Source organism: Streptomyces sp. Z423-1 (assembly GCF_013009255.1).
Taxonomy (GTDB): Bacteria; Actinomycetota; Actinomycetes; order Streptomycetales; family Streptomycetaceae; genus Streptomyces; species Streptomyces gossypiisoli.
This window is the reverse complement of sequence record NZ_CP053109.1, coordinates 8,502,003-8,523,638: the sequence shown is the minus strand read 5'-3', so window position 1 is coordinate 8,523,638 and position 21,636 is coordinate 8,502,003. Positions and strand designations below refer to the sequence as shown.

The 21,636-nt window shown below is 72.3% G+C and carries 17 protein-coding genes and 1 pseudogene; 10 read left to right on the top strand and 8 right to left on the bottom strand.

Annotated elements, in window-relative coordinates:
* Positions 1-50: 50 nt before the first annotated feature.
* Positions 51-731 carry a DUF305 domain-containing protein gene (locus HJD23_RS38855; protein ID WP_171107724.1) on the top strand — a complete coding sequence of 227 codons (681 nt, stop codon included), beginning with the start codon at positions 51-53 and terminating at the stop codon, positions 729-731.
* A 318-nt stretch (positions 732-1,049) separates the two neighbouring features.
* Here HJD23_RS38855 and HJD23_RS38850 read toward each other — a convergent pair whose 3' ends face one another.
* Positions 1,050-1,586 carry a DUF6214 family protein gene (locus HJD23_RS38850; RefSeq protein WP_171107722.1) on the bottom strand — a complete coding sequence of 179 codons (537 nt, stop codon included), beginning with the start codon at positions 1,584-1,586 and terminating at the stop codon, positions 1,050-1,052.
* A 221-nt stretch (positions 1,587-1,807) separates the two neighbouring features.
* On the opposite strand from HJD23_RS38850, the gene HJD23_RS38845 reads away from it, so the two are divergent.
* Both HJD23_RS38845 and HJD23_RS38840 read left to right on the top strand, forming a co-directional pair.
* Positions 1,808-3,151, top strand: a complete 1,344-nt coding sequence (locus HJD23_RS38845) for an FAD-dependent oxidoreductase (protein WP_171107720.1) — start codon at positions 1,808-1,810, stop codon at positions 3,149-3,151.
* A gap of 126 nt (positions 3,152-3,277) precedes the next feature.
* Complete coding sequence (locus tag HJD23_RS38840) at positions 3,278-4,669, top strand: nucleobase:cation symporter-2 family protein (protein WP_171107718.1); 1,392 nt, start codon at positions 3,278-3,280, stop codon at positions 4,667-4,669.
* Here the strand turns inward: HJD23_RS38840 and HJD23_RS38835 are convergent.
* Positions 4,586-4,951, bottom strand: a complete 366-nt coding sequence (locus HJD23_RS38835) for a helix-turn-helix domain-containing protein (protein ID WP_171107717.1) — start codon at positions 4,949-4,951, stop codon at positions 4,586-4,588. The genes HJD23_RS38840 and HJD23_RS38835 overlap by 84 nt on opposite strands.
* 121 nt (positions 4,952-5,072) lie before the next feature.
* On the opposite strand from HJD23_RS38835, the gene HJD23_RS38830 reads away from it, so the two are divergent.
* Positions 5,073-6,152, top strand: a complete 1,080-nt coding sequence (locus HJD23_RS38830; RefSeq protein ID WP_171107715.1) for an NADH:flavin oxidoreductase/NADH oxidase — start codon at positions 5,073-5,075, stop codon at positions 6,150-6,152.
* A 117-nt stretch (positions 6,153-6,269) separates the two neighbouring features.
* Here the strand turns inward: HJD23_RS38830 and HJD23_RS38825 are convergent, their stop codons facing one another.
* The 3 genes from HJD23_RS38825 to HJD23_RS38815 form a co-directional block, all read right to left on the bottom strand.
* A complete protein-coding gene (locus tag HJD23_RS38825) occupies positions 6,270-10,562 on the bottom strand; it encodes a cation-translocating P-type ATPase (RefSeq protein ID WP_171107713.1) in 4,293 nt (1,430 codons plus the stop codon).
* 60 nt (positions 10,563-10,622) lie between these two features.
* Positions 10,623-11,108, bottom strand: a complete 486-nt coding sequence (locus HJD23_RS44435; RefSeq protein WP_232108324.1) for a hypothetical protein — start codon at positions 11,106-11,108, stop codon at positions 10,623-10,625.
* A 185-nt stretch (positions 11,109-11,293) separates the two neighbouring features.
* Complete coding sequence (locus HJD23_RS38815; protein ID WP_240980915.1) at positions 11,294-12,610, bottom strand: PHB depolymerase family esterase; 1,317 nt, start codon at positions 12,608-12,610, stop codon at positions 11,294-11,296.
* Positions 12,611-13,170: 560 nt separating this feature from the next.
* Between HJD23_RS38815 and HJD23_RS38810 the strand changes: the two genes are divergently transcribed.
* Complete coding sequence (locus HJD23_RS38810; protein WP_171107709.1) at positions 13,171-13,959, top strand: pectate lyase; 789 nt, start codon at positions 13,171-13,173, stop codon at positions 13,957-13,959.
* A 60-nt stretch (positions 13,960-14,019) separates the two neighbouring features.
* On the opposite strand, the gene HJD23_RS38805 is transcribed toward HJD23_RS38810, so the two are convergent.
* Positions 14,020-14,766, bottom strand: a complete 747-nt coding sequence (locus tag HJD23_RS38805; RefSeq protein WP_171107708.1) for a PaaX family transcriptional regulator C-terminal domain-containing protein — start codon at positions 14,764-14,766, stop codon at positions 14,020-14,022.
* A gap of 75 nt (positions 14,767-14,841) precedes the next feature.
* Between HJD23_RS38805 and HJD23_RS38800 the strand changes: the two genes are divergently transcribed.
* Positions 14,842-16,530, top strand: a complete 1,689-nt coding sequence (locus HJD23_RS38800; protein ID WP_171107705.1) for an acyl-CoA dehydrogenase family protein — start codon at positions 14,842-14,844, stop codon at positions 16,528-16,530.
* 98 nt (positions 16,531-16,628) lie between these two features.
* Here HJD23_RS38800 and HJD23_RS38795 read toward each other — a convergent pair whose 3' ends face one another.
* Positions 16,629-17,213, bottom strand: a complete 585-nt coding sequence (locus tag HJD23_RS38795) for a hypothetical protein (RefSeq protein WP_171107703.1) — start codon at positions 17,211-17,213, stop codon at positions 16,629-16,631.
* Between the two features lie 226 nt (positions 17,214-17,439).
* Here HJD23_RS38795 and HJD23_RS38790 point away from each other — a divergent pair, with 226 nt between their 5' ends.
* The 4 genes and pseudogenes from HJD23_RS38790 (at position 17,440) to HJD23_RS38775 (ending at position 20,834) form a co-directional block, all read left to right on the top strand.
* A complete protein-coding gene (locus HJD23_RS38790; RefSeq protein ID WP_171107702.1) occupies positions 17,440-18,582 on the top strand; it encodes a sialidase family protein in 1,143 nt (380 codons plus the stop codon).
* A gap of 102 nt (positions 18,583-18,684) precedes the next feature.
* Positions 18,685-18,824, top strand: a pseudogene (locus tag HJD23_RS38785) (uracil-DNA glycosylase); the annotation flags it as partial.
* A 190-nt stretch (positions 18,825-19,014) separates the two neighbouring features.
* Positions 19,015-19,986 (top strand): ABC transporter ATP-binding protein, encoded by a 972-nt coding sequence (locus tag HJD23_RS38780; RefSeq protein WP_171107700.1) that lies wholly within the window; start codon positions 19,015-19,017, stop codon positions 19,984-19,986.
* A complete protein-coding gene (locus HJD23_RS38775; protein WP_171107698.1) occupies positions 19,983-20,834 on the top strand; it encodes an ABC transporter permease in 852 nt (283 codons plus the stop codon). The genes HJD23_RS38780 and HJD23_RS38775 overlap by 4 nt, the downstream gene beginning before the upstream one ends.
* A 170-nt stretch (positions 20,835-21,004) precedes the next feature.
* Here the strand turns inward: HJD23_RS38775 and HJD23_RS38770 are convergent, their stop codons facing one another.
* Entirely contained in the window at positions 21,005-21,583 is a 579-nt protein-coding gene (locus tag HJD23_RS38770) for a class F sortase (RefSeq protein WP_240981015.1), read from the bottom strand.
* Positions 21,584-21,636 lie beyond the last annotated feature (53 nt).

The following is a 21,636-nucleotide window of genomic DNA, read 5'->3' as shown; positions in this document are numbered from 1 at the left end:
CTTCCGTTCGCCTGGAACGGTTCACGGACCCCCGCAGTATCGTCTTCGCCATGCACAGATCAACAGAGGGAAACCGGTATGTCACGCAGTTTTTCGCCCGGGGGGCCCGCATCACGGTGTCGCTGACCGTGTTGGCCGTCCTCGGGCTGGCGGCCTGCGACTCCGGCTCGGCCCCCGAGCCGGACGGGACCAGCGGCCCATCGGTGATCGTGCCCGGCGGGCCCGGCGAGCCGAACCGGACCCTGTCCGCCGAGGACGCCGCCAAGCAGCGCTCCGACGACGACTCCCCCAACTCCGCCGACGTCGACTACGCCCGGATGATGATCGAGCATCACGCGCAGGCGCTGGAGATGACCGAACTCGTCCCGGAGCGCGCCGAGTCGTCGCAGGTGAAGAAGGTGGCCGAGCGGATCGAGGCCGCGCAGCAGCCGGAGATCGAGGTGATGCGCAGCTGGCTGAAGGAGCACGGGAAGGCCGAGGAGAGCGGCGGTCACGACCATGCCGGGATGCCGGGCATGGCGACCGAGGCGCAGTTGGGCGAGCTGCGGTCGGCACAGGGAGAGGCGTTCGACCAGCTCTTCCTCACGCTGATGATCACTCATCACGAGGGGGCGATCACCATGGCCGCCGAGGTGAAGGCGCAGGGCAACAACGTGCGGATCGAGGAAATGGCCGACGACGTGATCGCCCAGCAGACCAGCGAGATCACGCGGATGCGCGCGATGCTGTGAGCGACGAGGCGACCCGGCCGGCGGCGCGCGTGACACGCGGTCAGGACCGGCATGCCCGTGCGCGGCGAGGCGGCCCTGCCCCGCAGCTCACACGACGCGTGGCACGACCGGCACGCCAGGGCGGGGTAAGGCACCCGTCCGTCGCGGGTGTGACGCGTGGTCACGATCGGCACGCCAGGGCCCGACAAGGCGACCCGTCCATGGCGCGCACGACGCGTAGTCACGACCAGCACCCCAGGGCGGGGTAAGGCAGCCCATCAGCGGCGCGCTTGACGCACGGCCAAGGCCGGCGTGCCCGTGCGCGGCGAGGAGGGGCCGTCAGCGGCGTGCGTGACGTGGGGTCAGGAAGCCCGCGTCGCGGGCCTGTGCGATCAGCCGTAGCGCGCGGCGGCGGCTGTGCCCCGTCGCGCACATCACCGCGAGGACCGGGTCGGCGCCCTCCGCCTGGGCGGCGCGGTACGCCTGCGCGACCAGCCGCCGCCCCTCGACGCCCCGGGGCCAGGCGGGCCGGGCACGACGGGGGCCGCCGGCCGGTTCGTCGTTCCGTTCACAGGTCCTGACATACGGCTCATATGGTTCATGCGGTTCACAAGTCCCGTTCGACCCCTCCTCCCCGCAGGACTCCCCCGCCACCCCGCACGCCTCGAACAGCGGCCCCTGGAACCACTCCGCCAGCACCGTCAGATCGGTCAGCGACAACGCAGGCCGCGCCTGAACGTCCTCGATGCGCACGCATCCGGCCGCCACGACGGCGAGCGCGTCGACCGTGGCCCCGTCGGCGAAGGCCAGCCGCGCCTGGAACCACGCCGTCACCCCGTCGCCGTCCCGCACCTTCCACGCGGGCCACACGGACACCGCACCGTCCTCGGGACGGCGATCAGAAAGATTAAGAAAGGATGCTTCGAGCACACACGGAACGTAACCGCATGATCACACTCCATTCGGTGGGACACGCGTCCCGTTCTGCGCCCGGCACCCTGTCAGCGGAGCCACGGCGGTGCAATGCTGGAGCCATCAGCGACCTCCTGTGATGCACCGGACGATCCCCGGTGACCACCGGACGAAGGAGTTCCGCCGTGCTGCGTGTCGCCGTCGTCGGCTCCGGACCGAGCGGGGTCTACTCCGCCCAGACCCTCGTCCAGCAGGACCCCGCCGTGCTGGTCGACGTCCTGGACCGGCTGCCCTGCCCCTACGGGCTGGTGCGCTACGGCGTGGCGCCCGACCACGAGAAGATCAAGTCGCTGCAGAACAACCTGCGGACGGTGCTGGAGCACGAGCGGGTGCGGTTCCTCGGCGGCGTGCAGGTCGGCCCCGGCGGGGTAGCGGCCGCCCGGCTGCGGGAGCTGTACCACGCGGTCGTGTACTGCGTGGGCGCCGCCACCGACCGGCATCTGGGGATCCCCGGCGAGGACCTGCCGGGCAGTTTCTCGGCGACCGAGTTCGTGTCCTGGTACAGCGCCCACCCGGACGCCGTGGCGGACGGTTTCGTGCTCGGCGCGCGGTCGGCCGTGGTCATCGGCGTGGGGAACGTCGCCGTGGACGTCACCCGGATCCTGGCGCGGGGCGCCGCGGAACTGAGCCCCACCGACATGCCGCAGGCGGCGCTGACCGCACTGACGTCGAGCCGGGTGAACGCCATCCACATGGTGGGGCGGCGTGGCCCCTCGCAGGCCCGGTTCACCACCAAGGAGCTGCGTGAGCTGGGCGCCCTGCCGGACGCCGAAGTGGGCGTGGATCCGGACGAGTTGGCGCTGGATCCGGCGTACGTCGATCCGTCCGCGCTGCCGGCCGTGCAGCGCCGCAACGTGGAGGTGCTGCGCGGCTGGGCCGCGGAGCCGCCGAAGGGGCTGCCGCGCCGGATCCGGCTGCGGTTCTTCCTGCGTCCGGTGGAGGTGCTGGCCGAGGGCGGGCGCGTCGGCGCGGTGCGGTTCGAGCGGACGCTGCCGGACGGACGGGGCGGGGTGACGGGGACGGGCCGGTACGAGGACATCGAGGCCCAGCTCGTGCTGCGGTCGGTGGGCTATCGCGGAGTGCCGCTGGAGGGACTGCCCTTCGACCCGGCGACCGGCACGGTGCCGCATCTGGCCGGGCGCGTGGTGCGCGGTGGTGTCGTCGCGCCGGGCGAGTACGTGGCGGGCTGGATCAAGCGCGGCCCGACCGGCGTCATCGGCACCAACCGCCCGTGCGCCAAGGAGACGGTGCTGTCGCTGCTGGAGGACGCCGCCATCCTCGTAGAAAAGGACATCCCGGACGACCCGCTCGTCGCACTGCGGGCCGAGGGGATCGAGCCGGTCGAGTGGTCGGGGTGGCGGGCCATCGAGCGGGCGGAGGCGGAACTCGGGGCCTCGCTCGGGCGCGGTGTGGTCAAGTTGCCGGACTGGGAGTCGCTGCTGGCGGCGGCGCGCGGCACGGTGTCGTAGCAGAGCCGTGCCCGGCAGATGGCCGTGACACACGGCGGCAACCCACCGGAAATCAACAAACTGTTCAAGGCGCATACGGTCTGGGCTGTTCGGATGTTCCCGCTCACCCGCCGCTCTGGAGTGCCCATGGCATCGACCGCGCCCGTCCATCCCGTCGACGAGGTCCCGCCCGTACGGCAGTTGGCCGCTTTCGGGTTGCAGCATGTGCTCGCGATGTACGCGGGCGCGGTGGCCGTGCCGCTGATCGTGGGCGGTGCGATGCAGCTGCCGCCCGCGGACCTGGCGTATCTGATCACCGCGGATCTGCTGGTGTGCGGCATAGCGACGCTCATCCAGTGCGTCGGTTTCTGGCGGTTCGGCGTGCGGTTGCCGATCATGCAGGGCTGTACGTTCGCGGCGGTGTCGCCGATGGTGCTGATCGGGACGACGGGCGGCGGACTGCCCGCGATCTACGGCTCGGTGATCGTCGCGGGCCTGGCGATCGTGCTGCTGGCGCCCGTGTTCGGGAAACTGCTGCGCTTCTTTCCGCCCCTGGTCACCGGCACGGTGATCCTGATCATCGGTGTCTCACTGCTGCCGGTCGCGGGCAACTGGGCGGCCGGTGGCGCGGGTTCCGCGGACTTCGGGGCGCCGAAGAACCTGGCGCTGGCCGCCTTCGTGCTGGCGGTGGTGCTGGGTGTGCAGCGGTTCGCGCCGGTGTTCCTGAGCCGGATCGCGGTGCTGATCGGGATCGCGGTGGGGCTGGCGGTGGCGGTGCCGTTCGGCTTCACGGACTTCGGTGGCGTCAAGGATGCCGACTGGGTGGGGATCAGCACGCCGTTCCATTTCGGTGCGCCGGTGTTCGAGGTGTCGGCGATCGTGTCGATGCTGGTGGTGGCCTTGGTGTGCATGACCGAGACGACCGGTGACTTCATCGCGGTCGGCGAGATGACCGGGCGCAAGGTCGAGCCGCGCTCACTGGCGGACGGACTGCGGGCCGACGGGCTGTCGACCGTGCTGGGCGGGGTCTTCAACACCTTCCCGTACACGGCGTACGCGCAGAATGTGGGCCTGGTCGGCATGACCCGGGTGCGCAGTCGCTGGGTCGTCGCGGCGGCGGGCGGCATGCTGGTGCTGCTCGGGCTGCTGCCCAAGCTGGGTGCGGTGGTGGCGGCGATTCCGGCACCGGTGCTCGGCGGCGCGGGGCTGGTGATGTTCGGGACGGTCGCGGCGAGCGGTCTGAGGACGCTGGCCGAGGTCGACTTCAAGGGCAACCACAACCTCACCGTGGTGGCGGTGTCGGTGGCGGTGGGCGTGCTGCCGGTCGGGGTGCCGACGATCTACGACCGGTTCCCGGACTGGTTCCAGACCGTCATGCACAGTGGGATCAGCGCGGGCTGCCTGACCGCGATCGTACTCAACCTGCTCTTCAACCACCTTCCCGCGAAGGGCGGTTCAGCCGGCGACGCCGAGTCGGGCGGCCTGCCGGTCGGCGGCGGCGAGCAGGCTGTCGAGAAGCCCCGGGAAGAGAGCGTCTAGGTCGTCGCGGCGCAGGCCGTTCATCTTGGCCGTGCCACGGTAGACCTGCCGGATCACACCGCTCTCCCGCAGCACCCGGAAGTGGTGCGTGGTCGTGGACTTGGTGACCGGCAGGTCGAAGTGCGAACAGGAGAGCTCGTCGACGGTGTCGGCGGCGAGCTCGCGCACGATACGCAGCCGCATCGGGTCGGACAGCGCGTGCAGCACGCCTTCCAGCCGGATGTCCTCGCGCGCCGGGTGCGGCAGGGCTCGGCTGCTGGTGGTGGGGGCGGCGGGGGTCACGACGTGCTCCACTTCGTCCGGGAAGCTCCATTGTACGAGGACCCTCGTAGTTTGACATCCACCGTACTACGATGACTATCGTACGACTCGACCACCGGTCCCGTGACGAATGGAGTCCGCCGTGAGTGCGCTCTTCGAGCCCTACACCCTGCGCGATGTGACGATCCCCAACCGGGTGTGGATGCCGCCCATGTGCCAGTATTCGGCCGCGCCGGAGGGGCCCGAGACCGGTGTGCCGGGCGACTGGCACTTCGCGCACTACGCCGCCCGCGCGGCCGGCGGCACGGGGCTGATCATCGTGGAGGCGACGGGGGTGAGCCCGGAGGGGCGGATCTCGCCGCAGGACCTCGGCATCTGGAACGACACGCAGGTCGAGGCGTTCCGCCGGATCACGCGGTTCCTCGTCTCGCAGGGGACGGTGCCGGCGATCCAGCTCGCCCATGCCGGGCGCAAGGCGTCGACCGGCCAGACGTGGAAGGGCGGGGCGCCGGTCGGACCGGAGGCGTACGGATGGCAGCCGGTGGCGCCGAGCGCGGTGGCGTTCGACGAGCGGCATCCCGTGCCGAGTGAGCTGACGGTCGCGCAGATCCAGGAGGTCGTCGGTCGGTTCGCGGACGCGGCGCGGCGGGCGCTGGCGGCCGGTTTCGAGATCGTGGAGATCCATGGCGCGCACGGCTACCTGATCAACGAGTTCCTCTCGCCGCACTCCAACCACCGCACCGACGCGTACGGCGGCTCGTACGAGAACCGCACCCGGTTCGCCCTCGAAGTCGTCGACGCCGTACGGGAGGTGTGGCCGGACGACAAGCCGCTGTTCTTCCGCATCTCGGCGACGGAGTGGCTGGAGGAGGGCGGCTGGACCGCGGACGACACCGTCCGCTTCGCCCGTGAACTCCAGGCCCACGGCGTGGATCTCCTGGACGTCTCCACCGGCGGCAACGCCTCCGGCGTCCGCATCCCGACGGGCCCCGGCTACCAGGTCCCGTTCGCGGCCTGTGTGAAGGCCGAGACCTCGCTCCCGGTCGCCGCGGTCGGCATGATCACCGAGGCCGAGCAGGCGGAGAAGATCATCACCAACGGCGAGGCGGACGCGGTCCTGCTGGGCCGGGAACTCCTGCGCAACCCGTCGTGGGCGCGGCACGCGGCGCGGGAGCTGGGGGGCGAGGTGCGGGTACCGGACCAGTATCACCGGTCGGTGTGAGGCAGCGGGGCGGCCGGAGCTGGGCCGCCCCGACTGCGGGAAGGACCGGCGCGTTCAGCCGCGCCGCCCGTCCTACCAGTGCGCCCACAAGCCGCCCCGATGCTCGCAGCGCGCCCCTCACTGCCCGAGCCGCACCACCGCCCGCTCAATATGGGGCAGCGCCCGCTGGCCCGTCACCGCCAGGGCGACGGCTGCCAGGACGCCGGTCCAGGCGATCGGGCCGAGGGGGGTGCAGCCGAGGGCCTGGCTGACGCCCGGGATTTCGACGAGGGCGACCAGCGCCACGGCGGAGCCGAGGACCGTGACGCGGACCAGGGGGCTTTCGCGGCGGTCGGCGAGGGTCTGGGCGAGTTGCGTGCCGACCACGGCGCACAGGGCCATCGTGGTGGTGCGGCGCGCCGACCCGGGCGTGAAGCGGCCGATCAGCCAGGCCGCGACCGCACCGAGACACGTGGTCAGCGCCCGGTGCCGGATCTGCCGCATCAGCGGCGTGCCGAGCAGCGTCGTACCCAGCGGCCCACTGCCCGCGCTCGCCTCCTCGCGCACGTCCTTCTGCGGTGTGACCGCCACCGCCATCGCCGGGAACAGGTCCGTGAACAGGTTGACCAGCAGCATCTGACGGGTCGACAGCGGCGCGGTCCCGCCGAGCAGGCTGCCGACGATCCCGAAGCCGACCTCGCCCGCGTTGCCGCCGATCAGGATGGCGACGGCGTCGGCGACGCTGTGCCACAGGGCGCGGCCCTCGGAGACCGCCTCGACGAGGACTGTCATGTCGCCGTTGGTGAGCACCAGGTCGGCGGCGTTGCGGGCGGCCGCCGAACCGCGGGCGCTGATCCCCACACCGATGTCGGCGGCGCGGATGGCGGCCGCGTCGTTGGCGCCGTCACCGACCATGCCGACCACCCGGCCGGAGTCCATCAGCGCCTCGATGACCTGGAGCTTCTGCTCCGGCGCGACCCGGGCGACGACACCCACGTCGTGCAGCATCCGCGCGCGCTCGGAGCGGTCCGCGGCGGCCAGTTCGTCGCCGGTGACCACGTCGGTGTCCTCCGGCCAGCCCAGCTGGACGGCGATCGCACGTGCGGTCTGCGGGTGGTCGCCGGTCAGCATGACCGGTCGTACGCCCGCCTCGCGCAACCCGTGCACGAGCGCGGTGGACGACTCGCGCGGTACGTCGGCCAGCGCGAGCAGCCCGGTGAACTCCAGCCCCTTCGGCGGATCTTCGCAGACCTCGGCGTCCTTCTCCCCGTCGGCCAGCGGCCGTTGGGCCACCGCGAGCACGCGCAGTCCGTCCCTGGCCAGGTCATGGGCCTGGTCGTAAGCGTGGTCGGGGACGTCACGGCAGGCCGGCAGCACGGTCTCCGGCGCGCCCTTGACCACCAACACCCGCTTGCCGTCGCCCGCGTGGCCCACGGCACCGGCGTAGCCGCGGCCCGCCTCGAACGGCCGGCCCTCGGTCTGCACCCACGCGGGGTCCCGCCCGGCCGCGGTCAGGACGGCCTCGTCGGTGGCGTGCACCGGCTTGTCGGGGCCCTCCTCCGGCTGCGGACAGGCCCGTACCGCGACCAGCATGGTCTCGGTGTCCGCGGCCTCCTGCGGCGTACGGGCCGTTCCGTCGACGTCGGTCACGCGGACCAGGCGCAGCTTGTTCTCGGTGAGGGTGCCGGTCTTGTCGAAGCAGACCGTGTCCATCCGGCCGAGCGCCTCCAGCGTGCGCGGCGCCCGCACCAGGACGCCCCGGTGGCTGAGCCGGCGGGCGGCCGCCAGTTGCGCCACCGTGGCCACCAGCGGCAGCCCCTCGGGAACGGCGGCCACCGCCACCGCCACGCCACCGCTGACGGCCTCCCGGATCGGCGCGCCGCGCAGCAGCGACAGGCCGGTCACCGCGGCCCCGCCCGCCATGGTCAACGGCAGTGCCTTGCCGGTGAGTTCCTGCAGCCGGGCCTGGACGCCCGCGGCCGGGGGCTTGCGGGCGGCGAGGTGCACGGCCCGGGCCGCCTCGGTGCGCTCGCCGGTCTCCACCACCACGGCCCGCGCCTGTCCGGCGACGACCGTCGTGCCCTCGAACACCATGCAGCGGCGGTCGGCGACAGCCGCCTGCGGCGTGGGCTCCGTCTGCTTGTCGACGGGCAGGGACTCTCCGGTCAGCGCCGACTCGTCGACCTCCAGGCCGTCCTCCCACAGCAGGCGCGCGTCGGCCGGTACCACGTCGTCGACCTTCAGCTCGATCACGTCGCCTGGGTGGAGCCGGGTGGCGTCCACGGTCCGCGCGCCCGTCGCGTCGCCGTTGGTGACGCGGGCCTTCTGTTTCTGCTCGGCGACCAGCCCGGACAACGCCCGTTCGGCGCGCAGCCGCTGCACACCACCGACCAGCGCGTTCAGGTCGAGGGCGCCGACCACCAGCAGGGCGTCCACCACGGAGCCGAGGATCGCCGACGCGGCCGAGCCGACCGCCAGCACGGGCGTGAGCGGATCGTCCAGTTCGCCGCGCACCGCCCGGCCGAGCTGGAGCGTCCAGCGCACCGGTTCCATGCCCGGGGCGCGTACCACGGTGCCCGCCGCCTTGCGGACCCGGCCGGTGGCCGCGGCGACGGCCGTCGCCGGTTCCTCCGCCCGGCGTTCCAGCCTCTTTTGTACGTCGCTCACCTTCAGGGCGTGCCAGGGCACCCGCGGCCGTGGGTGCGGCGCACGGTCCACCGCCACGCCGACCGCCGATCGCGCCCCGCCCAGCAGGGCGAGGGCGGCGCCGATGTCGACGGGCGCGTGCCGCAGGCCTATCAGCGGCATCCGGGCGCCGCCCTTCGCCTCGCCGACGGCGACCAGCAGCCCGGACAGCGCGGCACCGGACCGGGCCAGCACCTGCGAGCGCCGGCCGACCCTGCGTGCCACGGGCACCGCCCTCAGCAGCCGCCACACGTCGGCCAGTCCGCCCGGCGCGACCAGGTCGGCGCCCCACGCGACGGCCGCGTCCCCGTCGGCGAGCGCGACGGCCACGTCCCCGGCGAGCAGCCCGGACAGCAGGTCGGTGTCGTCCGAGGAGGACGGCCGGGCCACCGTGATGACGCCGCCGCGGCCACGCAGCCGGTCCACCACCTCGTCGGGCGCCCGGTCGGCGGGCACGATGTGGTCCGCGAGGGCGGTGAACTCGCCCAGCGCCGGATCGGCCACCACCACGACCCGCAGCCCGGCACGCCGCGCCGCGTCCAGGACGGCCTCGGCCCACGGGTCGGCGCTGCCGTCCGCGCTGTGCAGGGCGCTCGGGTGCAGGAAGACCGTGCGGGCCGTCTCCAGTTGGCGCAGCCGGTCCATGTTGCGCACCAGCACCCCGGTGCGGGCCAGCGCGCAGCCGAGCACCGCGTGGAAGGCGGCGGGGCCGTAGCGGGCGGCCTTCGGCGAGCCCGCGAGGACCGCTTCGGCCGCCTCGGTGCCGCTGTGCTTGACCAGCAGCGTCACGGCAGCGCCCACCACGCTGCCGGTCTCGGCGTGGACGGCGTAGTCCTGGGCCGGTGCGGTGCGCAGGGGCGGGCGCGGGAAGCGGTGTGCCGCCACGTCCTCCCGTCCGGGCCGGCAGACCTGGTCGTGCACCGAGTCGAATGCGGCCGCGCGCGCCACCGCCTCCGCGAGCTGGAGGGACCGCAGGGCGCCGTCGAGCACCAGGGACGTCGGGGTCTGCCCGGCGCCGTGCGCGGCCGCGTTGGCGACCGCCAGGATCAGGTCCGTGCGGGAGGCGCCGAAGCGGGAGCGCAGCCAGCCTCGGAAACGGGGGTTCTCACGCAGCAGGGTCACGCCCGCGGTCACGAACCGGGGCGAGGGCGGCAGCCGCATCATGGATCCGGTGACCGCGGCGACGATGCCCGCGGCGTCGGCCACCATCGCCGCGGACACGGTCCGCACCTCGGCCGGGTCGCCGGGGTGCGCGAACTCCTCGATCGCGTCGTCGGCGGGCGTCAGTCCGTGCCGGTCGGCGAGTTCGTTCGCCCGCTCCAGCACCCGGTCGGTCAGGGCCGTCTCGGTCGCGGCGACCACAAGGCGGGCCAGGCCGCCGTCCCAGTAGGCGTAGGCCACGTCCGGGTGCTCGGCGAGGGCTTTCGCCATCCGTCGCGCCGCCCGCGCGGTGGCGCCGGCCCGATCGGCCTGGTCCGCCCGCTCCGGCTCGGGGGCGGACCGCAGCGCGAGATGCACCCGGCGGCCGGCCCGCCAGTGGCGTTTCCCTCCGGGCAGCGCCCCCCGCGCCACCCGCGACACCCGCACCATGGCCTCCGCGCCGCGCACCCCGGCGCGCGCGGTTCCGGCCACAGCACCGGCGGCCGCTCCCACCGCGGGCGCGGTGCCGCGCACCAGCAGGCGCGGCCCGGCCATGACGATGTCGGAGACGGCCGCCGATGAGCCCGTCAGCAACCAAAGCCCCATGTCACGCCCTTTGCTCGTATCTCCGGCGGGCCGGGTGGCCGGCCTCCGGCCCGCCTGTCCTTATCCGCCGCTGGTGGTTGCCTTGCGCCGGCTGCTGCTGGTCGTGCTCCGCCCGCCGGCTGCTCCCGACTTCCCAGCGCTGGACGTCGTACGCCTGCTCGTGGACGTCGTACGCCGGCTCGCGGTCGCCGACTTCCCGCGGCTGGACGTCGTACGCCCGGCGGTGGACGACTCGGCCGACGCCGTCTTGCCGCCGTCCTTCGTGGTGGCTGCCCCGTTGCCCTCGTGCTTCGGCTTCGGCTGGGTCAGCCAGGCCACGCCCGCCACCGTGAGGGCGACAGGCCACTCCACCACGCCCGCGACTCCGAGGAGCCCGGCCCCGGTGTACACCGCCACGCGACGGCCGCGCGGCGACACGGTGCCGACCGCGTCCAGCGCGCCATCGGCCGCCTTGGTCACCATCCCGGCCCCGGGCATCCTGCGCAGCGCCGTCACGGGTGCGCGCAGCGGTGCCGGGAGCTCGGGCGAGGTCTTCTGCCGTGCCATGACACTCACGCTCCCTGGCAGATCAATCTTTCACCCCGCCGGGTTCCCTTGATACGAGGTGTCACCCACGCGAATGACGGAAACCAGGGCAAATGGGGGTATAGGGCCCATAAATCCTTGGGGCGACCTCGCGCAGCCGGGCACGGAAGCTCGCGGATCCTTCGGCCACCGTGCCGAGCCGGGGGTCAACCGGCCGTGCAGGCGGTCCCGTTGAGCGTGAAGGAGGTCGGCGGCCCGTCGGCCCCCGTGTGGCTCGCCCGGTAGCCGATGCTGACGCTGCCGTTCGGCGCGATCGTGGCGTTGTACGCGACGTTCGCCGCCGTCACTGTTCCGGTTCCCGGGGCGTACGTGGCGCCCCAGCCGTTGGTGATCGTCTGGCCGGTGGGCAGGGTGAAGCCCAGTCGCCAGCCGTCGATCGCCGTCGTACCGGTGTTGGTGATCGTCACCGAGGCCGTCAGGCCGGTGTTCCAGGCGTTGGCCGTCGCCGTCACCCGGCAGGCGCCCGGCTGGGGCTGGGGGGCGGGACCGCTCTCGTCCAGGCCGAAGAAGGTGAGGACGCGCGAGCCCATGCCCCAGGCGTAGAGGTTGTGACCGACGCCCTGGAGACTGATGGCCTCGACAGGGGCGCGCTCACCGGTGCCGCCGTAGCGGGTGCGGGTCCAGCCGGTGGCGGGCGAGTCGGTGGCCGCCGGGGTCCGGCTCACACCGTGCACGTCGGTCCACTGCTTGATCTCCTCGGCGAAGTTCGGGTACCGCAGGACGTCGTCCTCGGTGCCGTGCCACAGCTGCATCCGGGGCCTGGGGCCGGTGTAGCCGGGGTACGCGGCACGGACCAGGTCGCCCCACGCCTGGGGAGTGCGGGACACGGTGCCGCCCGCGCAGGCGCTGTTCCACTCGGAGCCGTCGGTGGTGGCGAAGCAGCCGAAGGGGACACCGGCGAACGCGGCACCGGCCGCGAACACGTCCGGGTAGACACCCAGCAGGACGTTGGTCATCATCGCGCCGGACGAGATGCCGGTGACGTAGACCCGGCCCGGATCGGCGTCGTAGGCCGTCCTCACCCAGTCGACCATCGACTTGATGCCGACCGGATCGCTGCCGCCGTCCCGGCGCAGCGCCTGCGGCGAGGAGACGTCGAAGCACTTGCCGGCCCGGGTCACCGACGGGTAGACGACGATGAAGCCGTAGCGGTCGGCCAGCGAGGCGTACTCGGTGCCGGAGTACATCGCCGGACCGGAGCCCGTGCAGTAGTGGACGGCGACGAGGACCGCCGGGTCGGGCGTGACGCTGTCGGGGACGTACAGGTACATCCGCAGGTTGCTGGGGTTGCTGCCGAAGTCGGTGACCTCGGTGAGCGTCGCGGTGGGGGCGGCGGGGCGCGCGGAGGCCTGCGGGGGCGCGAGGAGCAGGACGGCGAGCAGCGGCAGGAGTGTTCCGCAGAGCGCGACGAGCAGCGAACGCAGTGGTCTGCGGGTGGGGTTGCCGGTGGTGGTGGCGGACACGGGGTCGTCCCTTCGGGATGGCGGCTCGTGGGGGTCCGTCGAGGTGACATCTCCGCGGCGTCGGCAGGTCATCGAACGCGGCATCGAACGCCGTATCGACGGGGCAGCACTGAGGGAGCACCGGGCATGGTGGCATGCGCACGGCCACCATGGAAGCGCTCCCACAGACCACATCCGGCCGCTTCCCGAGCCCGCCGAGGGTGGCCGGATGTCTTCTGCGCAAACCGTTGACTAGAAAGCGCTTGCCCTCTACCTTCCGTTCAACAGGCTGACCGGCTGACGCCCTATCAGGAAGAAAGCGGCACTCTGCCAGCGCAGCGTGTTCAACATGGCGTACACCGTTCACGTATTCGCCCAACCAGGCTTCCCGAAAGGGGGACGCACCCGCATGCGTACAGGCCCCCCACGTACACACACGCAAAGTTCCGCCCCGGCGGTGGCCACGGCAGCACTCGCCCCGGTGGCCGTGCTCGCCCACTCGCCGGTCGTCGCTCGGTGACGTCCGGCGCGGGCGCCGGAAAGCTCCGACACCCCCACAACACCAGAGAAGGAACCGGGACATGTCTTCTGCAACACGACCGCGCGCTCGCAGGCGCGCGCTGACCGGCGCGCTGGCCACCCTCGGCCTGTCGGTTGGCATGATCATGACTACCGGCGCGCAGTCGGCGAGCGCCGCCACCTGGCCGACCCCGAACGGCAGCCAAGCGGTCCCCTCCACCATCCCGATCTCCGGCACCAAGGACTACGGGATGAAGCGCCTGTACGGCACCGGCGATCTGGGCTCCGGCAACCAGGACGAGGGCCAGGGTCCGATCCTGGAGCTGGCCCCCGGCGCGGTGCTGAAGAACGTCATCCTCGGTGCCCCGGCCGCCGACGGCATCCACTGCAAGGGCAGCTGCACGCTGCAGAACGTCTGGTGGGAGGACGTCGGCGAGGACGCCGCCACCTTCCGGGGCAACAGCAGCGCGACGTACCACGTGATCGGCGGCGGTGCGAAGAAGGCCGCGGACAAGGTCTTCCAGCACAACGGCGGCGGCACGCTGAACATCTCGAACTTCGCCGTGCAGGAGTTCAAGACCCTGTACCGCTCCTGCGGCGACTGCTCCACGCAGTACACCCGCAAGGTGAACCTCAACACCATCGAGGTGACCGGCACGGGCACCACCGCGCGGATCGTCGGCATCAACACCAACCGCAACGACGTGGCGACCCTGCGGAACATCACGATCCTGAACGACGCGAGCCGCAAGGTCATCCCCTGCCAGAAGTACCACAACAACTCCGCTGTGGGGACCGGCCCCGACAGCACGAACTGCCTGTACAGCAGCTCGGACATCACGTATCGGTAGCCCCCCACGGGAAGGCGGCCGTACGAAGCGTCTCCGGCGGCGCTTCGTACGGCCGCCGCGTCATGTCCGGCGCACCGCTCGCGTCAACTCCCGCTGATAGTCGGCGTACGCGGTGCGCAGCGCGGTTCCCGGCCAGTCGGCGGGCAGGAGTTCGGGGGGCAGCACAGGGTCGGCGAGCAGGTGGCGCACGACGGCCGCGAAGGCCGTCAGACGGTCGGCGGGGCGCTCCACGCGCGCGATGTGGTCGAGCAGTGCGCGGCCCGTGGCGCTCCAGGTGTCGAGCGGCCACAGAGTCGCCGCCAGGTCGCGTGCGGGTTGGGCGGGCCGGGCCGTGAAGGCCTGAAGTACGGCTGTCAGGTCCTCCGGCAGGGAACGGCGCAGGTTGGCGGGGCGGAGCCAGACGCCCTCGCGGAGCTCGGCGAGCCGCAGGGCGGTCAGCCGGGTGCGCAGGTCGGCGCGTTCGGCGGGGCCGCGGCCGGTCGCGGTGATCACGGCCATCTCCCAGTCGCCGTCCCACGCGCGCGTGCGGGGGTGCAGGGCGTCGTCCTGCCGGCGCCGGCGCTCCAGCAGCCGCTCACCGATCCGGTAACCGGTGTCCGTGCGCAGCAGATCCCCGGCCGCCGTCATCCGGCTGAGCGCGGCCCGCAGCGTGGAGCCGCCGACGCCGAAGGGCTCCACGGCACGGGCCAGGTCCCGCGCGGGCAGCTCGGGCGGGTGGGCGCCGAGCAGCAGGCTCAGCACGACGGACCGGGCCGACAGCGGGCGCAGTGCGGCCTCGCGGGCTTGCGTGGTCTCGTCGATGCGCATGGGCACGTACTGTACGGGGCCGATTTTCGTGTTGCAGGATTGCTGCGACCGTAGCGACAGTGCAACACTCGCCGCATGGTCTCGACACACGAAGGTGCTTCCGGCGGCCCCACCCACGCCGTCTTCAACCAGCCCCCTCCCCTGGCCCCGTACGACGCGTCCGACGACCGGGCCCTGCTGGAGGGGCTGCGGCGCGAGGGTGCCGGGTGGGCCGAGGAGGGCGTCCGGCGGCTCGGCCTGCGGGCCGGCAGTGCGGAGGCGCAGGAGTGGGGCGAGCTGGCCAACCGGCACGAGCCGGTGCTGCGCACCCACGACCGGTACGGCAACCGGGTCGACGAGGTCGACTTCCACCCGAGCTGGCACCACCTGATGCGGGTCGCGGTCGCGGAGGGCCTGGCGGGCGCGCCCTGGGCGGACGACCGGCCGGGGGCCCATGTGGCGCGTACGGCGGGCGGATTGGTGTGGGGACACACCGAGGCCGGACACGGCTGCCCGACGTCGATGACGTACGCCGCCGTCCCCGCGCTGCGCCGCCAGCCGGACCTCGCGAAGGTCTACGAACCGCTGCTGACCAGCCGCGAGTACGACCCGGAGCTCGGCGTTCCGGCGCAGAAGAGCGGTCTGCTGGCCGGCATGGGGATGACCGAGAAGCAGGGCGGCTCGGACGTCCGTACGAACACCACGACCGCCACGCCCACGGCCGAGCCAGGCGTGTACACCCTGCGCGGGCACAAGTGGTTCACGTCGGCGCCCATGTGTGACGTGTTCCTGGTGCTGGCGCAGGCTCCCGACGGGCTGTCCTGCTTCCTGGTGCCGCGTGTGCTGCCCGACGGCAGCCGCAACGCCTTCCGCATCCAGCGCCTGAAGGACAAGCTCGGCAACCGTTCGAACGCCTCCTCCGAGCCGGAGTTCGACGGGACCGTCGCCTGGCTGGTCGGCACCGAGGGGCAGGGCGTCAAGACGATCATCGAGATGGTCAACTGCACCCGGCTGGACTGCGTGATGGCCTCGGCGACGCTCATGCGCAAGACGCTGGTCGAGGCGGGGCATCACGCGGGGCACCGCAGCGCGTTCGGGGCGCGGCTGGTGGACCAGCCGCTGATGCGCAACGTCCTGGCCGATCTGGCACTGGAGTCGGAGGCCGCCACCACGCTCACCCTGCGGCTTGCGGGGGCGGCCGACCGGGCCGTGCGCGGGGACACGGGCGAGGCGGCGTTCCGCCGGATCGCCACCGCCGTGGGCAAGTACTGGGTCACCAAGCGGGGCCCGGCCTTCACCGCGGAGGCCCTGGAGTGCCTCGGCGGCAACGGCTACGTAGAAGACTCGGGCATGCCCCGCCACTACCGCGAGGCGCCCCTGCTGTCCATCTGGGAGGGCTCAGGAAACGTCAACGCCCTCGACGTGCTGCGGGCGTTGAGCCGCGAGCCGGGCACTGCGGAGGCGTTGTTCGCCGAACTGGCCCTGGCACAGGGGGCGGACGCCCGGCTGGACGCGGCCGTGAACCGGCTCAAGGGCAGGCTGGCGGAGGGCTCGCCGTCGGGTGCCCGGCGGCTGGTGGAGCTGATGGCGCTCACGCTGCAGGCGTCGCTGCTGGTCCGGCACGCCCCGCCCGCGGTCGCCGACGCGTTCTGCGCGACGCGGCTGGGCGGCGACTGGGGGTACGCCTTCGGGACGTTGCCCGACGGGGCCGACCTGGACGCGATCCTGGACAGGGCGCTGCCCGCGTCCGATCCGTCGGACACGCCCGCCGCTCGGCCCGTTTGACGCCGCTTGGCGCGTCTGAGGGCTCGGCCCGTCTGACGCCGCTCAGGCCGTCTCACGTCGCTCAGCGCGTCTGACGCCGTTCGGCCCCCTTGACGCGCTCAGCCCGTCTGACGCCGCCGCAGCGCGTCGAACCGGGCCCAGTCGGCGTCCCACTGGTCCAGGCGTCGGCGCTCCAGCCGGCCGCGCAGGAGGCGTTCGCCGACGAGCGGTACGGCGGTCGCGCCGACGCCCGCCAGGGTGCCGATCAGATTGGCTCGTACGCGGGCCTCGGACGGAGTGGTGGGCTCGGTCACCAGGCGGCCCTGCCGGTCCGTCCACACCGTGACCGGCGTGCCGGCGGGGCTGCCGGGCCGGGCCCGGGCCTGCCCGGTGCGGTCGGAGCCGTCCGGCGCAGACCAGCGCACCTCGGCCCACACCCGCGCGGTGCTCGCCGCGCCGGACCTCGTGGGGGACGATCCGGGCACCGGCTCGGTCAGCCGTGCCTCGACCGGGCGCCACTCGACGCGCTCCCGGGCCAGCTCCCCTTCTACGGTCCGGCTCACCGTCAGACCGGCCAGCGCCCCGACCAGCGCGGTGAGCACCCAGGCGCCGAGCAGAACCCAGGCCTCCACCCTGTCGGAGCGGCGCTTGAGCGGGTTGCGCCGCCAGCGCCACAGCCACACCTTCGGACCACGGAACGCCATCGAAGGCCTCCCTCCTCGCGAGCACAGGATCATCCCCGACCGCCCTTCCATACGGCGGACGGCTCGTCGATGCTCACGGCGAGTCCACGTCGGGACGGTCCGGGAGCCCCGGCGCGACGGTCCCAGGAGGCCCGGCGGGCCGCGCGGACGGCGTCGCGCACATTCCGCGTCTGTCCGGCGACACCGCGCTGACCTGCGGTGAAGCCGCTCGACGGGGTGACTGTCAGTGGTGGGGTGCAGACTGGCCGGTGTCTGGGACAAGGACGTCGCGGAGGTGATCGGCATGACTGAAGTACTGCTCGCCGTTGGTACACGCAAAGGCCTGTTCATCGGGCGCCGGCGCGGTGGCGCCTGGGAGTTCGACGAAAGCCCCTACTTCAACGCACAGGCCGTGTACTCGGTCGCCATCGACACCCGCGGCGCCATCCCGCGGCTGCTGGCCGGGGGCGACAGCGCGCACTGGGGGCCGTCGGTGTTCCACTCCGACGACCTGGGACGCACATGGACGGAACCGGCTCGGCCGGCCGTGAAGTTCCCCAAGGACACGGGCGCTTCCCTGGAGCGGGTGTGGCAGCTGCACCCGGCGGCCGCGGAGCCGGACGTGGTCTACGCGGGCACGGAACCGGCCGCGCTGTACCGCTCGGAGGACAGAGGGGAGACGTTCGAGCTGGTCCGTCCGCTGTGGGAGCATCCCACGCGCTCGCAGTGGCAGCCGGGCGGCGGTGGAGAGGGCCTGCACACCGTGCTCACCGACAAGCGTGACCCGCAGGCCGTGACGGTCGCGGTGTCGACGGCCGGTGTGTTCCGCACGACCGACGGCGGCGCGGGCTGGACCCCGTCCAACTCCGGTGTCTCCGCGGTGTTCCTGCCGGACCCCAACCCGGAGTTCGGCCAGTGCGTGCACAAGATCGCGCAGGACGCGGGGACGCCGGACCGGCTGTATCTGCAGAACCACTGGGGTGTGTACCGCAGCGACGACGCGGGCGCGCACTGGACCGACATCGGTGAGGGCCTGCCGTCCACGTTCGGTTTCGCCGCCGCGACCCATCCGCGCCGCGCGGAGACGGCGTACGTCTTCCCCATCAACGCGGACTCCGACCGGGTGCCCGCCGACCGGCGCTGCCGGGTGTTCCGGACGGCGGACGCGGGCAAGTCGTGGGAGCCGCTGACGGCGGGGCTGCCTCAGGAGGACCACTTCGGCACGGTGTTGCGCGACGCGCTGTGCACGGACGACGCGGACCCGGCGGGCGTGTACTTCGGCAACCGCAACGGCGAGGTGTACGCGTCGGCCGACGACGGCGACAGCTGGCGGCAGTTGGCGTGGCATCTGCCGGACGTGCTGTGCGTGCGGGCCGCGGTGATCGCATGAGGCGAACGGGGGCATACGGTAAGGCTTACGTTCGGGCTTGCGGTCGGCCTGCGTTGGCCACTGGTTGATCGCCGCTACCTGTACGGCATTAGGGTGCCGCCCGTGGCACCACGGCCCGTGCATGAAATCGTCGAATCGGGCTGGGCGCATGCCCTGGAACCCGTGGCCGGCGGATCGCGGAGATGGGTGACTTCCTGCGCGCAGAGATCGCCGCGGGACGCACCTATCTCCCGAGTCGAGCAACGTCCATGTGGAACAGGATGAGATACCTGAACCGTTCGGTAATGTGTTCGCCCGGGAGGGCCCGAACGGCTGCTGACAGGTGGCAGTGGCAATCACAGCCGTAGACACGTCCCATGACCGCGGACGTCGGCACGGCCTCCGGCCCCTGATGCCTGAGGACGGACCACGAAACGGACGGGGGAACCACCGATGACGACCGCTCACGCAGGATCCGGTGTTGGGAGCGGCCCACCGCCAGAGAGCGACACGGTCATCGACGTACGGGATCTGCGGATGCGCTACCGCAGCCACGACGTATTAAAGGGTGTCAGCTTCACGGCCCGACGAGGCGAAGTCGTCCTGCTGCTCGGCCCGAACGGCGCAGGCAAGACGACCACGATCGAGGTCTTGGAAGGCTTCCGGATGCGCTCGGCCGGTGACGTGACCGTCCTCGGCACCGATCCGGCTGCCGGGGACGAGCGGTGGCGTGCGTGTCTGGGCATCGTGCTGCAGTCCTGGCGCGACCACGGCAAGTGGCGGGTGCGGGAACTGCTGGCCCACCTCGGCTCGTACTACGCGCCGTACTCCACCGCCCTCGTGCGGCGGCCGTGGGACGTCGACGAGCTCCTCGCCGCAGTGGGGCTGACCGAGCAAGCGGACAAGCGGGTCGGAACTCTGTCCGGCGGACAGCGCAGGCGTTTCGACGTGGCCGTCGGCATCGTAGGCAGACCCGAGGTGCTGTTTTTGGACGAGCCGACGGCCGGTCTGGACCCGGAGGCGAGGAACGAGTTCCACGGCCTGGTACGCGGGCTGGCGGACGAGAACACCACTGTTCTGCTGACCACGCACGACCTTGCCGAGGCGGAGAGGCTCGCCGACCGGATCCTCATTCTGGCCGGTGGCCGCATCCTGGCCGATGGCTCGGCCGAGGAGCTGTCCAGGCAGGCATCGGCCGAGGCCACGGTGCGCTGGACGCGGGACGGGCGGCCCTTCGAGGAGGCGACGGCCGAGCCCACCCGGTTCGTCCGCCGGCTGTTCGAGGAGCACGGCGAGGCGATCGGCGGGCTGGAGGTGCGCCGGGCGAGCCTGGAGGACACCTACCTGACGATGGTGCGGGAGCTTGAGGCGGGGAGCGTTCCCGATGAGCGGGCGGTGCACGCTTTCAGGGAGGGACCGCGATGAGTCCGGTGTGGTACGCGGCGGTAGTAGGGGTGCGGCGCGGCTGGACGGAACTTCGGCAGACTTTCACCACCGGCCAGGACGTGTTCGGGTACGTGCTCTGGACGGTTCTGCTCATCGTGCCGCTGTTCTTGGTCAGGGACGATCCGCTGAAGGGCGCCGGCATCTCGGCCGGCGCGTTCATGCTGCCGAGCATGCTGGGAATGACGCTCGCGTTCACCGGGATGATGACCACGGCGCAGCTTCTCGCGACCGAGCGCGAGGACGGCACCCTGCTGCGGGCCAAGGCCGTGCCCCACGGCATGGTCGGCCACCTGGTCGGCAAGATAATCATGGTGTCGGGTACGGCTCTCGCCTCCATGGCACTCCCCTTTGCCGTTGGTGTGTTCCTGGTGGACGGGGTCGCCCGGCAGGGCGGCGGAGCGTTGCTGACGCTGGTGTGGGTGGTGCCACTGGGTCTCCTGGCCACCCTGCCGATGGGCGCTGTCATCGGCTCACTCGTCGGCAGTCCGCGCACCGTCGGGCTGCTGATGCTTCCGGTGATGGGACTCGTCGTGATCTCCGGGATCTACTTCCCTCTGTCGAAGCTGCCTGAGTGGCTGCAGACCGTGGGACAGATCTTCCCCGTGTACTGGCTCGGCCTCGGTCTCCGCTCGGCGCTGCTGCCGGCCGACGCGGTCGCCGCCGAGGTCGGCGAATCCTGGCGGCACCTGGAGACAGCGGGCGTGCTGGGTGCCTGGGCAGTCGCCGGGCTGCTCCTCGCACCATCCGTCCTGCGCAGGATGGCCCGCCGCGAGTCCGGGGCCGCGATGGCCGAACGGCACCGGAAGGCGATGCAGCGGGTCGGTTAGTGATGTGCCGGGGATGTCGGCCCTGGCCTGCACGCCCTGGGCGGGCGTCATGTGGATGTCCGGCCGCCTTGTTACGCGACCGTGGCGGTGAAGGCAGCTGAGTAGCTGACGATGTTGTGCCTACGCAGTGGTCGGCGTCCGCGTCTAGCGGTCAGCGCCCGTTCGGCCGGCTACGTCACCGCGGTCAGCGTCGCGTAGACCACGACGTTGCCCAGGTAGCCGGTGCGCTTGGTGTAGCCGCCACCGCAGGTGATCAACCGGAGTTCGGGCCGGCCCGAACTGCCGTACACCTTCTTACTGGGGAACTTCTTCCTGTCGTAAAGCTCGACGGCGCGGACGGCGAACACCGCTGTCCGCCGGTCCGCCCGGCTGATCTCGATGGTGGCGCCCTCGGTCAGGGCGCCGAGGTTGTAGAAGACGCCGGGTCCCCCGGTGGGGGTGTCCACGTGCCCGGTGGCGATGGCGGTTCCTGCCGAGCCGGGAGCCGTGCCGTCGCCGTACCAGACGGCGAGGCCGGATTTGCCACGTGGTGGAGTCCGCAGCGCCCCTGCCGCATCCAGGCCCACTCGTGCCATCGGCACGTCCACGCCGATGGCGGCAATCCGGAGCCGGACCGGATCCGCGGGGGGCAGCGGAGGGACCGTAGGGCGGGTGAACGCTGCAGACCTTGAAAAGGCCCGGGCCGCCGATGGCTGCGGTGGCTCCTCGTCGTGCAACCCGCTGACCAGCAGCACCGTACCTGCCGTCATTGTGCAGGCAAGAAGGAGCAGTGCAGGGATGGCCGGATCTCGGGAAGCGCTGG